Annotated in this window: 12 protein-coding genes and 5 pseudogenes; 9 read left to right on the forward strand and 8 right to left on the reverse strand. The window is 69.7% G+C overall.

Going from position 1 to position 14,754, the window contains the following annotated elements; genetic code table 11:
* Positions 1–11: 11 nt before the first annotated feature.
* Positions 12–743: a restriction endonuclease gene (locus ACZ7LT_RS32075; RefSeq protein ID WP_471239628.1), complete on the reverse strand. Its 732-nt coding sequence runs from the start codon at positions 741–743 to the stop codon at positions 12–14.
* A 183-nt stretch (positions 744–926) separates the two neighbouring features.
* Between ACZ7LT_RS32075 and ACZ7LT_RS32080 the strand changes: the two genes are divergently transcribed.
* Together ACZ7LT_RS32080 and ACZ7LT_RS32085 are read left to right on the forward strand one after the other, a co-directional pair.
* The gene (locus ACZ7LT_RS32080) at positions 927–1,538 is read left to right on the forward strand and encodes a TetR/AcrR family transcriptional regulator (protein WP_471239629.1); all 612 of its coding nucleotides are present in this window, start codon (positions 927–929) and stop codon (positions 1,536–1,538) included.
* Entirely contained in the window at positions 1,535–1,939 is a 405-nt protein-coding gene (locus ACZ7LT_RS32085; protein WP_471239630.1) for a DUF6069 family protein, read from the forward strand. The genes ACZ7LT_RS32080 and ACZ7LT_RS32085 overlap by 4 nt, the downstream gene beginning before the upstream one ends.
* Positions 1,940–1,983: 44 nt before the next feature.
* On the opposite strand, the pseudogene ACZ7LT_RS32090 reads toward ACZ7LT_RS32085, so the two are convergent.
* Together ACZ7LT_RS32090 and ACZ7LT_RS32095 are read right to left on the reverse strand one after the other, a co-directional pair.
* A pseudogene (locus ACZ7LT_RS32090) lies at positions 1,984–2,585 on the reverse strand (transposase family protein); the annotation flags it as partial.
* Between the two features lie 60 nt (positions 2,586–2,645).
* On the reverse strand, positions 2,646–3,653 hold the full coding sequence (locus ACZ7LT_RS32095) for a hypothetical protein (protein WP_471239631.1): 1,008 nt from the start codon (positions 3,651–3,653) through the stop codon (positions 2,646–2,648).
* A gap of 225 nt (positions 3,654–3,878) precedes the next feature.
* On the opposite strand from ACZ7LT_RS32095, the pseudogene ACZ7LT_RS32100 reads away from it, so the two are divergent.
* Positions 3,879–4,054: pseudogene (locus ACZ7LT_RS32100) on the forward strand (IS701 family transposase); the annotation flags it as partial.
* Here ACZ7LT_RS32100 and ACZ7LT_RS32105 read toward each other — a convergent pair.
* Both ACZ7LT_RS32105 and ACZ7LT_RS32110 read right to left on the reverse strand, forming a co-directional pair.
* On the reverse strand, positions 3,970–4,476 hold the full coding sequence (locus ACZ7LT_RS32105) for a hypothetical protein (RefSeq protein ID WP_471239708.1): 507 nt from the start codon (positions 4,474–4,476) through the stop codon (positions 3,970–3,972). The pseudogene ACZ7LT_RS32100 and the gene ACZ7LT_RS32105 overlap by 85 nt on opposite strands.
* 3 nt (positions 4,477–4,479) lie before the next feature.
* Positions 4,480–4,641, reverse strand: coding sequence for a hypothetical protein (locus ACZ7LT_RS32110; protein WP_471239709.1), 162 nt, complete (start codon positions 4,639–4,641; stop codon positions 4,480–4,482).
* Between the two features lie 869 nt (positions 4,642–5,510).
* Between ACZ7LT_RS32110 and ACZ7LT_RS32115 the strand changes: the two genes are divergently transcribed.
* Positions 5,511–6,662: a hypothetical protein gene (locus tag ACZ7LT_RS32115; protein ID WP_471239632.1), complete on the forward strand. Its 1,152-nt coding sequence runs from the start codon at positions 5,511–5,513 to the stop codon at positions 6,660–6,662.
* Between the two features lie 597 nt (positions 6,663–7,259).
* The gene (locus tag ACZ7LT_RS32120) at positions 7,260–8,225 is read left to right on the forward strand and encodes an SUKH-3 domain-containing protein (protein ID WP_471239633.1); all 966 of its coding nucleotides are present in this window, start codon (positions 7,260–7,262) and stop codon (positions 8,223–8,225) included.
* A gap of 640 nt (positions 8,226–8,865) precedes the next feature.
* Here ACZ7LT_RS32120 and ACZ7LT_RS32125 read toward each other — a convergent pair.
* Positions 8,866–9,546 (reverse strand): hypothetical protein, encoded by a 681-nt coding sequence (locus tag ACZ7LT_RS32125; protein WP_471239634.1) that lies wholly within the window; start codon positions 9,544–9,546, stop codon positions 8,866–8,868.
* Between the two features lie 526 nt (positions 9,547–10,072).
* Between ACZ7LT_RS32125 and ACZ7LT_RS32130 the strand changes: the two are divergent.
* Positions 10,073–10,363: pseudogene (locus ACZ7LT_RS32130) on the forward strand (Tn3 family transposase); the annotation flags it as partial.
* Here the strand turns inward: ACZ7LT_RS32130 and ACZ7LT_RS32135 are convergent.
* A pseudogene (locus ACZ7LT_RS32135) lies at positions 10,326–10,836 on the reverse strand (transposase); the annotation flags it as partial. The pseudogenes ACZ7LT_RS32130 and ACZ7LT_RS32135 sit on opposite strands and share 38 nt — an antisense overlap.
* Positions 10,837–10,919: 83 nt before the next feature.
* On the opposite strand from ACZ7LT_RS32135, the gene ACZ7LT_RS32140 reads away from it, so the two are divergent.
* Together ACZ7LT_RS32140 and ACZ7LT_RS32145 are read left to right on the forward strand one after the other, a co-directional pair.
* The gene (locus ACZ7LT_RS32140; protein ID WP_471239635.1) at positions 10,920–11,504 is read left to right on the forward strand and encodes a DinB family protein; all 585 of its coding nucleotides are present in this window, start codon (positions 10,920–10,922) and stop codon (positions 11,502–11,504) included.
* A gap of 68 nt (positions 11,505–11,572) precedes the next feature.
* Positions 11,573–12,051, forward strand: a pseudogene (locus tag ACZ7LT_RS32145) (IS5 family transposase); the annotation flags it as partial.
* A 1,083-nt stretch (positions 12,052–13,134) separates the two neighbouring features.
* Here the strand turns inward: ACZ7LT_RS32145 and ACZ7LT_RS32150 are convergent.
* Positions 13,135–13,662, reverse strand: coding sequence for a DinB family protein (locus ACZ7LT_RS32150; protein WP_471239636.1), 528 nt, complete (start codon positions 13,660–13,662; stop codon positions 13,135–13,137).
* A gap of 384 nt (positions 13,663–14,046) precedes the next feature.
* Here ACZ7LT_RS32150 and ACZ7LT_RS32155 point away from each other — a divergent pair, with 384 nt between their 5' ends.
* Positions 14,047–14,634: a hypothetical protein gene (locus tag ACZ7LT_RS32155; protein WP_471239637.1), complete on the forward strand. Its 588-nt coding sequence runs from the start codon at positions 14,047–14,049 to the stop codon at positions 14,632–14,634.
* Positions 14,635–14,754 lie beyond the last annotated feature (120 nt).

Consider the following 14,754-nt stretch of genomic DNA (forward strand, 5'->3'; position numbering starts at 1 on the left):
GCGGGCTGAAATCAGGACAGGTCGGTCGGTCTGCGAGGCGGGGGGACGGCCCGGAGCAGCTCCCACAGGGGACGCGAACCGGACGCCCAGGCTGCGAGGGTGTGGCGGTCGACGACGTGGAGGCGCTGCTGCCTGGCGAAGGCCGCGGCCGGTGCGGTGACCCTGCCGTTGGTCACGATGACTGCGACGTCGGCGCCGTGGACCTGGCGTGCGGTGCCGTTGAGGACTTGGAGGTCCGGCGTACCGACCGCAGAGCCGGCCAGGCCGTTGCGCCTGTGTTTGCACTGGATCACCCAGCGCCGCCCGTACGGGTCGGTGGCCTTCACGTCGGCGCCCAGGTCTCCGCCGCCGCCGCTGCGGACCGCGTCCCGGCAGCCGTCACGGCGCATCAGGTCCCGTACCGCGTCCTCGAACCGGGAGTGGTGCAGGGCGTCCAGCTGAGACAGCCCGTACCGCAGGCCCTGAGCGCGGACCGCTTCCCACCGGGCCCTCTGCTGCCTCTGGTAGAGCCAGACGCCACCGGCCAGTACCGCGAGCGTTCCGATGACGATCAGGATCCACCGGTGGGCCAGCAGCCAGTTGACGACGGCCACCACCAGGGCGACGGCCACTGCCGCGGCCACGAGGAGACCGATCAGCCGGTCGTCCGCGCGCTGCCGCCGGATGCCCGGCCTCCGCGTACGCCGCCGCGCCGACGGGCGCCTGGTCGCCGCCGCCCGACCCTTGCGCGAGCGGGGGCTCATCGGCTGGCCTGGGTCACGCCGCTTGCGAGCTCTCCCAGGATGTCCACGATTCCCTGGCCGACCGGGGTGGGTGCGAGCAGGACGCCCAGCGCCAGGATGATGACGGCAGTGGTCCTCTCCTAGTGAGCGGAGTGAGTACTCACTCATTGACGGAGTGAGTACTCACTCCGTACGCTCGCGGTCATGACAGCACCTAAGGAGAACCAGACCACCCGCCGCCGCGCCCCCGCCATGTCGCCGGAGCAGCGCCGCCAAATGATCATCCAGACCGCGATCCCGCTGATCGCCGAGTACGGCGCCGCGGTGACGACCGCGAAGATCGCCCGCGCCGCGGGCATCGGCGAGGGCACGATCTTCCGGGTCTTCACCGACAAGGACGAGCTGCTGCAGGCCTGCATGGCCGAGGCGCTCTCCCCCGAGCACGCGGTCCGCGAGCTCGACGCGATCGACGTATCCCAGCCGCTGCCCGACCGGCTCGCGGAGGCGGCCGAGGCGCTGCAGGCGCATCTGTCCAGGATGGGCGCGATCGCCGGCTCGCTGGGGCATCGGGGCGGTAAGCACCCCGGCACGGTGCGCGGCGCGGGCCGCGACGAGTCGACGACCCGTATCCGCGCGGCCCTCGCGGAGCTGCTGGAGCCCGACAAGGCTGCCCTGCGTCGGCCGCCGGAGCAGATCGCGGCCCTCTTCTTCGGGCTGCTCTTCACCCAGCCGCGTACGGAGGACGAGCCCGACCTGACCCCGCAGGAGCTGGTGGAGGTGTTCCTGCACGGGGCGCTCTCGGGGAGCGCCAAGTGAGCGCGCGGAGAGGGCGCCTGGGGGTTACGATCCTGGCCGTCCTGGCCCCCGTCCTGGTGTGGCTGGTCGCGGACCCACTGCTGGGGCACCGGCTGCGGATCGCCGACGGCGAGCAGACGCTCGACATCGGCGCCGTGCCCGTGGCGGTCGTCGCACTGCTCGCGTCGCTCTCCGGCTGGGGACTGCTGGCCACCCTGGAGCGGTTCGGGGTGCGGCGCGCCCGCGCCATCTGGACCGGGGTGGCCGGCGCCGTACTGGCCGTGTCCTTCCTGCCGTTCATCGGCGACGGCATGGACGGCGGCACCCGGGTCTCCCTCGCTCTGATGCACCTGGCGGTGGCGGCGGTGCTGATCCCGGGGCTGGGCGGCAGGACCCCCCGGGGCGGGAGCCGGTGCCGCTAGCGGGTGACTGCCGGCACCAAACACCGCGACCAGAGTCTAAGGGCCTCCTTCCAGTCGGGCAGTTCTTCGCCCCTGCGCCGGCGGTGGGTCATGAGGAGTCCGGTGCCGGGTAGCCGCCGTCGGCGATCGTGGTGGTCTTCCCGACGGTGGCCTTGGCGCCGGATTCCTCCCATGCCTTGCACTCGTTGCGGTTGCCGGGCGGAGGCTGGCCGATCACGACGACCAGGCGGGTGTCGGCATCGATGACGACCTGGTGGTTGGCGGAGTACCGGTAGTCCTTCGACTGTGCGGCGACCGTGTGGTCGCGGGTGGGCACCAGGGTGCCGTCCACGATGAGCACGGTGCCCTTGGCGAACCGCTTGCGGGGCTGGAGCGCGAGCATCGGACCGAGATGGTTGATGATGTGGTCCGGGGCCGACTTCGATACCCCGAACAGCGGGGCGAGCTGGCGCATCGTCACGTTCGTGCGCCAGCAGACGGTAACCAACAGTGCCCGGTCCTCGAGCGGAAGACCCCACGGCCGGCCCTTGCGGACCGCATCCGCACCCTTCCGCAGCAGCACGGTCACCAGTGTCGAAGCCGCGCGGGCTCAGCCGGTATGCGGGGCTGTCCAGGACGGCTCCGACGCCGTGATCACACCAGCCACAGCGAGATCATCGCACCCTCGACTGAGCGCCAGGAGGCGGCTTTCGCCCGCCTGAGGTGCTCAGCCCTGAACTCGAATGCCGACAGGCTGGGCAGGGCACTCGGCGACGCGGATACGCGTGCGGACGAGTACTCGTAGCATCGCCACGCCCGCCACCACCGAACAGAGATGCACTGCCACCGCGACTGCGAGATTCTCCGGCGGGCTGGTGCCGACCGGCTCTGCCACCGTTACGTACAGGGTGATGGGCAACTTCCAGCCGCTCCAGGCGAACAAGGAGCCCGACCCGATCCAGCCGATGACCAGCGGGAGCCAGCGGGGCAACCGGGCAGGACGCGCCCGAGCGACCGCCCAGATGGCGGCGGATCCGGCAAGCGCCCAGAATCCTGAGACAGCTTCCAGCACGTGCCAGTGAGTGTTCCGCTCCGCCGGGTGCGCGATTCCCACGGTGCCGCCGACCGCCCAGTACAGCGATGCCAGACCGACTGCGGCACCGACGACCGCCGCCCACGGCGGCACGGCACGTACTCCGTCGCCGACTCGCCCCGTGAACGCTTCCGGCCAGCGGCGCCGCAGATACGCGGGGACAGCGACAGCCAGCCCCAGGCCCATCCCCAGAAAGCTGAACTGGACGAGAACACCCTGCCAGACCGGCATGGTCGTCCCGTCGCCTCCGCCGTCCTGCGGGGCGCCGCCCACATCCAGGAGCGTACTGATCACAGCGAATGGGAGTATCGAGACGAGGAAGCCCGACCCCACCCAGGCGCAGAGCGCCACCAGCGCCCCCGGTAGCCGCATCCCCCAAGGCCGCACCAGGGCAAGGGCCAGCACGATCCCGATCGCCGCCATGCCGATGGTGACCGAGTTGAGGATGAGCCACTCCGCCATGTCGAGACCTTCGCCTACAGGCAACAGCCCCATGAGGGAGCCAACCACCCACGCCACCTTGATCAGCAAGTACGGTGACAGCGCCAGAGCCGCCCCATAGGCCGCTGTCCGCCCGACCCGATCCCACCGTTCCACCCGAATTCCCCTCCCATCAGCAGGAATCCCATCCTCGAACGTCACCCAGCCCCGGCACGTCCCCCGCCGGACGCATCCGCCTCCCCCATCCGGGGGAGATGACGGGTGACAACTGGGTACCGCAAGACCACCACGACGAGCCTCCCCCACAGCGCGGAGAACGCGCCCCGCGAGGAGTGCAGCCTTGCCACGTAAAGCGACTGAGCACACGGCTTGCCAACTCGATCAGCACTCAGACACCCGTCCCGCCACCATCAGTTACGGGACAGCGTGTATCTGGTGTATGCCACCGAGCGTGGACACGCCGGTGTGGACCGCGAGTTGTACCTGCCCCGCATCTGGGCCGAGGGGGCGGTGACCCTCAGCGATGCCGGGCGGCCGGGCTGGAGCCCGACACCACGCCCTTCGCGACCAAGACGCAGCTCGCCGCGGCGATGATCGATCGGTTCTGCGTCGGCAACCGGAACCAGGTCTCCGCGTGGCGCAGCCGCCACCAGCCGGGCTCCTCGTCCGGCACGGCGGAGCGGGCCGGACGAAGCCGGTGGTGGCGCAGATGGTCGCTGAGAGAGAAGCCGACGTCGATCCGTGCCGAGCAGTGCGCGCAGGACGCTTCGGCGACCAGCCGGTCACCCAGTCGCTCCCGCCGCAGATCGGCCACCAACACGTCCACATCACCGACCGGGAGCGACCGTGCGTCGAATCCGTCCCCAGCCGGCGCCTTCCCGTCCGGGCTCTCCACGACGGCCCGCCGGCCGACCAGCGCCACGGCGGTCGACAGCCCGGGCCGCCCCTCGACCAGCAGCAGGTCGTCGTGGCCGGTGTTCGGCCGCCATCCGATGGCGAGGCCGAGGACAGGAGTGCGTGGCATCGGTCAGAACTCCTCAGGCTCGGCCAGAGTCGTGTCGCGCTCCCAGCCCTCGTGCTCGATCTTGATGTGCTCGATCGCGATCGTGTTCGTACCCGCGTCCAGATCGGGAGGCTGCCGGGCGGGACGTTCAGGGTCTTGACTCCCCGGCAGGCGGGCTCGACGCACGCGCCGAAGGCGCCTCTTCCCACCGGCAGTCCGAGGGCGGGGCGATGATGCCGTACGACGATCAGACGGTGGACGCGGAGCTCGTCGAGAGTCTCCTGCGGAGTCCCCTGCGAAAGGTCCGGGCCGCCCGGGCCACGATGCCGGCGGTCGCGGAGGACGATCCCGACGCGTGGCTGCCGCCGGAGGCGCAAAAGGACGTCCAGGCCGGCATTCCGGAGGCGACCGAGCGGGCGTACGGCGGTGACATGCGGCGCTTCGCCGAGTGGTGCCAGGCGGTCGGCCGCCGTGTGATGCCCGCGGCGCCGCGTGCCGATCTGCCTCGACGCCCTCGTCGACGTGCATCCCAAGGTCGACTGGACGGAGCTCCGCCAGGTCGGGAAGGGCCGGCGCTCACCGCTCGCCGCGCTGCTCCTGGATGTGTCCCATTTCGGGGTGCGCTGTCATGCAGAGTCGCGGTCGGTCGGCGAGTACCACCCCGAAGCGTGTGGCGTTGAGCCGCGGAACACCGACCTCGTAGCCCTCAGTCCGTCGTGTTCGTTGCCGCGCGGGCTGCTTCACAATCGCAGTCTCCGTCGTGGCCGGGTTCAAGTCGGCAGAAGAACCAGTAGGGCAGGCCCGTCAGGTGGGGCGGGTGGAACCGCCGGTCACAGTAGGTTTCACTCCAGTGGTCGGTGCCTCGCTTAGCCATCAGGCTCACTCCTCGCAGGGATGCGGGCGTGCACGAGACGCAACGCCCATGCCGGAAGGATGCCAGGTCGAAACGCTCGCTCAGGGATGCGTGGCCGACCGGGTCAGTGCGACCTGATGGACTTCGCGGCTCGGACCGCGGACCATACTGGTCGAGCCCTGATCACCGACCGGACGGTTCCATGGCCAAGAGCAGCTCTTCATCGACCACTGTCCCCGACACCGTGTGGCTCGGGCGTGGGCGTCACCTCGGGCCCGAGGCCGAGCGGGATGCCCGGCGCAACCTGATCGCCCTCAAGGCGGCCGGGGTGATCGACGACTTCCTGGACCTCGACCCGATCGAGGCGGCCCGCTCGACCGATCTGTTCCCGCGGGACGAGTCCGCGGACGCCGGCCCGTCTGCCCGCCGGCTCTTCGAGGCCCGCTGGCGCGTGGCCGACGGTGTCACAGTCCGCGCCCAGCTGACCACGTACGAGCCGGAGTCCCGCCGCGTCGGGAGCGAGGGCGTCACCTGGGTGCTCGCCGCCGAGGCAGAGCGGGCGTGGGAAGCGAGCTGGCCCTCGCCGGCCACCGTGTTCTGGCCCGACAGCGACCAGGTCGCCTGGGATCACGAGAGGGTGCCGGGCGTGCGTCTGCGGACGACGAACCGCCTGCCGGAAGACGACGGCGAGTTGCGGCGTCTGCTGCGTGGCTGCACCCGGCAGAGCTGGTTCATTCATGTCGTGGTGCACGAGGCGATGACGCCGGACGCGCGGGGGCGGCGGCCGATCACGGCGTTTCTGCCACCGAGCCTGCGGCACCGGGTGGTCGAACACCGGGCCGCGCCGGAGCAGGCGCTGATCGCCGACTTCGCGATGAAGCGTGAGCTGGGCGTGGGGCTACCGCGCGGCGGAGCCGTCGTCCTGCCGCCGACGCCGCAGGCGCCTGGCTACGAAGCGGAGCGCTTCACCGTACGGGATGTATTCCTGGACGGCTCGGAACCGACCGAACTCCTCCACAAGATCGCAGAGTTCGCCTCACTGCCGGGACCGCTGCCGGCCGACGCCGAACAGGTCCTGACACGACTGCGCCAAGGCTGGCACCTGCTCACCCCGGACGAGGAGCTTGTCCACGCACGGGCCATGGTCACCAGGTATGCCAAGGCGCTCGAGGCCATGACGGCATCCTGTGACCTGTACCGTGAGGCGGCCGAGTCGGCGCTCGCCGCGCTCGCCGAGGCGACCGGTGGCAACGACGCGTCCCGGACGCCCACGCCGGCTGCGGCCGAGCAGGACACCTCACCGCTGAAGACTCTCACGAAGACGCTCGCCCGCTTCCGCAGCCCGAACCGATAGAGGGCAGGAGGACGGGAGATCAGCGCCGCCCGCACGGTCGGTGCACTCGACGCGAGAGCGAACGGCACGACGAAGCGAACGGCACCACGAAGCGAACGGCACCACGAAGCCCAGCCACGGCCCCCCGGCTGCCGGGGGCGGCTCGTGCACGCTCGCTCGGATGTCCTGCGCGAGCTCACGGGCGACCCGCACCTCCGCCCCGGTCGGCGGAATGCAGTTCGAACCGACGGAGCTCCGCCGCCGATCGAGATCGACCCCGGCCAGGGCGGGCTGTTCCCGTTGCCCAAGCCGCCGGTCGTCATCGACTACGCCCGTCCAGACGGCGGCCCGCTGACCGATGAGGACTCCGACCGGCTCAGGAGCTCGCCGCGACGCCTCCACCCTCCTCGCCCCGTGCGGGAAGGTCACCGTCCGAGCCGCTGAACGTCCCTCTCGTGCTCATCCCGGACCGGCAGTGCGGCAAGCCCCAGCCGGTCGACGTCCACTTCCGCCGGCTCCTCGACCAGCCCGCGCCGCCGGTGGGGAGTACGTAGTGGCCCTGGCCTCCACCCTGCGGGGCCGAGCGCCCGAGTGAGGCGACGTCCTTATAGTGGCCCGGTGTCAAGAAAAGGACTCATACGCGCCGTCGCGGGGTTGTGGCAGGAGGCGGAACGGCTGAACCGCCCGGCCGCCGCGCTCCGCATCCCCGGCATCACTTCCGGCGAGGTGCAGGAAGCCTTCGGCGGGCCGGTGCCCGACGACGTCGCCGTGTGGTTCGGCCACGCCAACGGCGTCGCCTCGCGCCCCGGCCAGACCCAGGGCGACGCCGCACTCATCCCCGGGTACGAGCCCCTCGCCGTACGGGATGCCGCCGCCCTGCGCGGGTCATCCGGCGAGCAGTGGTTCCCGCTGCTCGGCACCGGAGGCGGCGACTTCTACGCCGCCGTGCCCACGCCGGGCGCCGGGGCCTCGCGTGTCATCAGCGTCATGGCCGGCGAGGAGCCGAGGCCGGCGTACGGCAGCGTCGCCGACATGGCGGACGCGTTCCGGGACCTCTATCGGGCCCGGGTGTTCTTCGTCGCCGAGGACGGCGCCCTGGACGCGGACCACGACCTGTGGATCGCGATCGAGACGGCGGGGACCCGGCCGAGGCTCGACCACCTCCGGCGCGCGGCGGACGGCGCCGTACGCCTCGACCTCCGCGACATCGACGTCCCGGCGGCCTGTGCGGCCTACGCGGAGGCCGGATACGGCGTCACCCTCCACCTGGCGGAGTTCCTCGCAGCCTACGGCGAGCTGACCCTCGCCTGGACACCCCGCGTCGCGCGCGGCGAACCGGCCCTCACCGTCTCCGTCGAGGCCGCGCTCGACGTCTTCGCACCCAACACACGTAACTACGCCCGGCGCCTTGGCATGCCGGTGCTCCCGGTCGGGACGGCCTTCGAGACCGAGGAGACGGTCCTGCTCGCCGAGAACGGTGACATCCTCTTCGCCGGGGACGCCGGGATGCAGCGCGTGGCGAACGGCTTCGAGGAGGCCGTGCGGGCGCTGGTCTCCGGGGAGTGGGACAGGACCTTCTTCTGACCTCGTAGGGAAGCAGAGGCGATGGCAGCGGTACTGATCGAGCACATCGAGGCGCGCCTCGGTGGGCTCGTCGGCGCCTGGTCCGCCAGGGACGGCGCCGCCCGAAGACGCTCCCCAGGCGACCGCGCTGTGCGCGACGATGCCGCTGTACTACGGGTAGCCCGGGCCTGCGGTGGGGGTGTGCCCGAGCAGTCCTCCCCCGACGACGCCGTCTCCGCGCCGGTGACGGTCGTCTTGCCTGTCGGGCAGGGGCTCCGGGCCCGGCTCTCTTCGCGGTTTCAGACGAAGGCGGGGTGGCAAGGGCACGAGGACACGGAGGTCCGGGTCGTCGGTGATGTGGCCTTCCCGGTCGGCAGCTGCACGACGGTGGGCACCACTTCCTCCTCGCCATAGACAACAGGGCCGCTTCACGCAGCGGCCGAAAGAACGTCACCCAGGTGACGAATCAACTACCGCAGATAGCAGGGTGTTATCTGCGGGACGACTGACGACACGAGTTCCTGGTTCAGCGGCCGCAAGGCGTACACGTCAGTCACCGCTGCCAAGTCCACAAAGACCTCGTAATAGTCCTCGGCGAAGCGCTGGAACGCATCGGTGAGCGGTCAATCAGCAGGTGGAACAGACCTGCCGCCCCATCACGTCACGGGCGGCGGCCCTGCCCGTCGGATCGGGAGTCCCACTGGTCGCAGTACTCGATGTGGATCTCGCGCGCGTTGCCGAGAACGCCGTCGTTGGAGTGGAGCTCGGTGCAGAAGTTGGGGTAGCTCGGATGGACGGGAACGTATCCGGGACCGTTTCGGGCGACATCGAGGAAGTGCCGGGCGGTGTCCCTGAACACCTTCGCGCTGCCGGTCATGAACAGGGTCTCGGCGTGGAGATGCTGGTGAAAGAGATCCCGGTTCTCCCGGTAGTGCCGTGCTTCGTAGTCGATCACGGCTTCGTCGGTGTCTCCTTCGTCGGGCAGCGTCACGGTCTGCGGGCGTGCCGGGCCGAGCCGTCCGCGTATTTCCTTCCAGCGTGAAGGCGCGAACTGGAGCGAGTGGTGCAGCAGCACGAGGTCGAGCTGCCGCATGCCGTCTTCTGGCAGCTCGCGGGAGGGCGCCCGGTTTTTTCGCATCGGCAGGTAGAGCAGCGAGCGCGGTGAGGAGGCGGCCAGCTTCCAGAGTGCGCCGATGCGCTGAGCGGCATCCTGATCGAGGTAGGCGTCCAGGTGCCGGTCGTGGTCGATGAGCACGGCGTGGACCAGTGGACGAGCTGGTCTGATGACTTTGAACTCCATGGATCCGAGCCGTGCTCGGTGGATGGTGATCGGTAGCTTCATCGGTGCTCCGGGACACGGCGGCGGGCATCGGCTGCGTAGGCGGCCCAGTCGACGGCGGCGGCTCGCTGCCTGGCCGGCTGCGAGGTTGCCCAGCGGGCGACATCTTCGCAGTCGTTCGGCTTGGACGCCTGCACGCGGCGCTACATGTCCGTTCGCCGTAGCTATGACGAGATAAGGGCCGTAACCGAAGTGCGCCTCCTCTCCCGAGCTCGGGCACTGGTTCGATCGTCCCGCCGTCTGCCCTTCCGGCCCTGCCGCAGTAAATGCGTACACCTCGCTCCGGCGGCCGGTTGGTCCGCCGCAGGTCTCGATGATCAGGGCTAGGACCAGAGCGCCGGCGGACAGATCGCGCCCGGCAGCTGTCTGAGCTTCGTCCGCCAAGAAGTGCAGAGCGTCGAACAGCTCCTCGCGTTCCAGGTATCGATAAAGCCCGAGCGGCTGTCCAGCGCGTGGAAGGCGGCGCCGAAGGCGCGCCCGATCTCCGCGATGTTGCCATGGCGCTCGCCGCCGGTGACCTCGGCGATGGCTCGGCTTCCGCTTCGCCCCGTGCTTCCGCGACCTGGCCGATCAGCGGTTTTGGCGGGCCGACCTGCCCGACGGCGAGGAGCCCGGCGCCGGGTACGAGCCGCTGGAGGCCGTGGCCTGCAACAAGGTCAACCGCAAGCGGATCGCCACGCACTGGCCGGACATGCTTCGCGTTGCCGGGTCGCTCATCACCCATCAGGTCCGCGCCTACGACCTGCTGCGGATGTTCGGCCGCGAGGGCCACCCCACCCCGCTTGGTGCGGCGTTCGCCGAGCACGGCACGCGGGCACGAGCGGCCGCAGGCTGAGGCCATCATGCATGTTGGCACCGGAGATGCCCAGCGACAGCGGCACGCCGTTCCGGTCGGTGATGGGGTGGATTTTCGATCCCGGCTTGCCACGGTCGGTCGGATTCGGTCCGGTCAGTGCCCCCCTTTTGCCGCCCGGATGCTGACGGAGTCGATCGCGCACCGCGACCAGTCCAGCTCGCCCCGGGCGCCGAGTTCGTCGAGGTTCACCCGGTGCGGCCTCGCCCACACCCGAGCCCGGCTCAAGTGGGCGAAGCGCCGATAGACCGTGGGCCAGGCCGGCCCGAACACCGGCGGCAACTGCCACCAGGTGCAGCCCGAGGTGGCCACGCAGATGATCGCCGCCAAACATTCGCGGTCCCCGGCCCGTCGGCCGCCGCCGCCCTGGGGGCGTATGACCTCCGTCGGGGGGCCACCCGCCGGAACAGCGTCCACCACTTGGTCAGGGCGGCGGCCATGGCCAGGCCTCGGCTCTGCCAGTCGTTGTGGACCACGTACGGGATCTTGAGACCACGAGCAGCCCATGGCAGGCTCATGCCGCATGATCCATGAATTCGCGAAAGACAACCTGCACGAGAGACTGCGGCGGGACCGCAAGGCGCTGCTCTGGAAACTCGACGGCTTGTCCGAATACGACGCCCGCCGACCTTTGACAGCGACCGGGACCAACCTCCTCGGCCTGGTCAAACACGTGGCCACCGTCGAGGCCAGGTACTTCGGCGAGGTCTTCGACCGCCCTTCCCCGGAACCGCTGCCCCGGTGGCAGGACTCCAACGGCAGCGATCTGTGGGCGACCGAGGACGAGACCCGCGATCAGATTATCGGGTTCTACCGGCGCACGTGGGAACACTCGGACGCGACGATCAACGAGCTTCCCCTCGACGCCCCCGGCCACGTGCCGTGGTGGTCGGAGCCTTATGCCGACACGAACTTGTTCGCCATCATGGTCCATGTCCTCGGCGAGTCCATCCGGCATGCCGGGCACGCCGATATCCTGCGCGAGAGCCTCGACGGCCGGACCGGGTTGCGCGCCGAACTCGAGAAGCAGATCGACGAGGAAGCCCGTGCAGCCTACTGGGCGAAGATCGAGCAGGCCGCCAGGTCGGCCGCACCAATCAAGGCTTAGAGGCTGTCTCACGTGACTTGATGTTCGTGCGGCATGATGCCGGTCGTGGGTGCTGATCTATCGAACGTCCGTCGTTCGCTGCTCGTCCGCAAGGTGGTGGGACCGCTCCGCTTGACGAGCGGGCCGTGTTCAAGGCAGTGGTGTACGCGCTGACCAGCGGCTGTGCCTGGCGGCATCTGCCGCCGACGTTCGGCACGTCGCCCGCCACCGCGCATCGCCGCTTCACGGTATGGACCGAGGCCGGCCTGTGGCGTCGGCTGCACCGGGCAGTGCTGGACGAACTCGGGGCCCGGGGCGAGGTGGACTGGACCTCGGCGATCGTCGACGTGGCCTCCGTTCGCGCCAAAAGCGGGGATCGCTGACCGGGCCGTATCCGGTCGATCGCGGCAAGAAGGGCAGCAAGCTGCACGTGCTGTCCGATGTCCAGGGCATCCCGCTCGTCGTCGCCGTGTCCGGCGCGAACATGCACGACAGCCTCGCCCTCAAGCCGCTCATCCGCGGCATACCCGCCGTCCGGTCCCGCCGGGGACCACGGCGGCGCCGACCCACTTCCTCGCTTTTCCTCGGCCTGGCCACCGCCCTGACCTGCTCCAAGAAGCTCGCGAAACTTGCCACGTGAGACACCCTCTTTAGTCGGGGGCGCCGACGAAACGGGCTCGCGCAAGTGGTCAGTCCTGTATGCGCTGGGATCAACGCACCCCATGGAGCGGGCGGCCGGGGCGTGCTCGTCAGCTCGTACGCGCGGAGACTCGCGCCTCGGAGCCCGCCTTCGCCGCGGTATTCGTCTTGAGTCCCGCACGTGCGGGCAATGGCTGCTGGCGGGCGAAGTTGTTGTGACGGGCGGGATGAGCGGTCCGCCGACGGGGCTGCGCTCACTGGTTCCCAAAGGCTGAGACATTGGCCTAGGAGTGTCTGCGCAGTGTCGCGAAGAGTTCACCCGCCTCATCCGGCACGGCATATGAGGAACGGCCGGGTGTCGGTCTGGCTCAGCGCCCACCGCGGACTCGGCCGCGGCGAGGGCTCCAGCGGTCTGGCCTTCGACACGCTCGTGAGCACGTCCCCGACGCCAGCACCCGACGCCTGCACCCGACGGGAGAAGTCCGTGTCAGGACACAACGCCCTGACGCGGAGGAGGAGGCGGCGAGTCGGTTTCGGCGCGGCGACGATGTGATCAGCGCGATGCGTGCCGGGATTGTTGTTGAGCACATCCGTAAGCGCCGGCATCGCCGCCCCGTAGGCCGATGATTCGGTGCGGGTGGACTGGAGCGGTGATCCGGAGATCGCGGCCTGGGGTGCGCCCAGGCTCTGGCGCACATTCCGTGAAGGATCTTGCTGACTCTCCGTCAGCAACGCACGCAGCACGTGAGATGCGCGGATTGAATGTCACGAGCGGCTGGCGAATATCGACTCGAGATCCTTTACGCAGGGTGTGTCAGAAGTCAGAACCTCGTTCTTGCCTACGAAGCCAGGCCCGCGCAGCTTCGGATGTCCACGACGACGGACAGCAATCCCCGCGCCTGGGGGAGGGCCGCCGTCAGGGGTCAACGTCTTCCGGCGATCCGAGGTCCAGTGTGGCTTGTGTTCTGCGCCTCATGGACTGGCTGTCCAGGACGCGGACTCCTTGGGGCGATCACCGTTGAGCGGTGGTGCTGGCTCCGTCCAATGCTTCGCGGATGATGTCCGCGTGGCCCGCGTGCTGGGCGGTTTCTCTGATCAGGTGCAGCAGGATCCGGCGCGCAGACCAGTAGATGGTCTCCGGCGGGGACCACGGAGTCTTGGGGAGGGGCACGCTCCGGCTCAGGTCCGGCAGGGCAGTCACGGCCTCTTCAGTCGCTCGCCCCGCGACCGCGTACTGCTCCAGCAGCCCGGTAAGGGTCTCGTCGTCGGCCATCCGGTACTGCTCCATGTCGAGCATCCCCTCTGGCAGGTCTCCGCACCCACTGGTCATGATCTGCGTCCACACCTGCTCGCCGCGGCTGAGGTGCTTGACGATTCCACCCAGGGTGAGTTCACTCACGGTCGTGCGCTGTGCGGCCTGAGCGTCACTGATGCCACGGACGGTGATCAGGAGCAACTCCCGCTGCTCCGCAAGTGCCTGGAGCAGCTCGTCCCCCTCGCTACGAAGGAACTGGGTGGGGCTTTCCGGTGAACTGGTCATGGGCTGACTGTAAGAGGGATATAGGTCAGCCTGTGTCCTCGATGACAGTCCCGACGCCCTCCTCAGACGGCTCGGCGGTCAAGCATTCCCCGGCAGCCCAAGCCATGCACTTGGCTCATGGGCTTGGGCCACAGCCTGTGTCCATGGGCGCCTCGCAGGACCTGGGGGCTGTCTCGATGACCTCGCGGGTCCCGGGCGGGTCGGACCAGGGCCAGCCGGCCGCTGTGCCGGCGGCCCGGCCGCAGCGGCGCCCGGGGCTGTCTTGTGGGGCCGCCGTTCGCCGTGCTCAGGGCCAGTCCCGGCCGCCGGCCCTCCGTGCCCCCTGGATTGTCAGAGCGCTCTGCCATCGTGGGCAGCGGTGGTTGAGGAGAGGAGGGGCCGAATATGGGTGACTACTTCGAGCGGGTCATTGACGTCGAGGTGTCGCAGGAGGACGCCGGACCGCTCGCGGAGCGGGTGATCGACTGGATGGTCACGGAGGGCGTCGTGACGCGTGAGACGGACTCGTCATGCGTCTACAGCATGTACGTCGACGAGGGGTATGTGCCCGGGCTCCGATGGCAGCGGGCGGTGCAGGACGCGGGATGGGAGCCGGGCCCGCTCGCGGTGATCGTGGGTCGGCATTCTCATGTGGGCGGTCAGGGTGACGTGGAGCCGGAGAGTGCGCAGTGTCCACGCTGCGGGGCGCTCACGGTGTTCATCGACTACCCGAATTCGTTCGAGCCGGACGAGGAGCTTTGGGCGCCGTTCGGCGCGGCGGTCGAGGCATGGGAGGCCGCGGGCGCGGGAGACGTGGACTGCCCGGCCTGCGGCGAGAGTTCCGCTGTCACCGACTGGCTGTGGCCCGACTACTACGCTCTGGGGTCCCTCACCTTCGAGTTCTGCGGCTGGCCCCCGTTGTCGCACGACTTCGTGGCTGAGCTCGGACGTGTGCTCGGGCACAGAACCGCGCAGCATATGGGCAAAGTCTGATCCCTCCGCCCCAGCCTCCGGGCGTCCGCGGCACGAGGTGTCGGGAGGCTCGATGCACCGGATGAGCCGTCAGCAGGTGCGTACCACACATGCGTTGCCTGAAGTCGCTGTCCCTGAGCG

The sequence above is a fragment of the Streptomyces sp. NPDC039465 genome, from assembly GCF_055639315.1.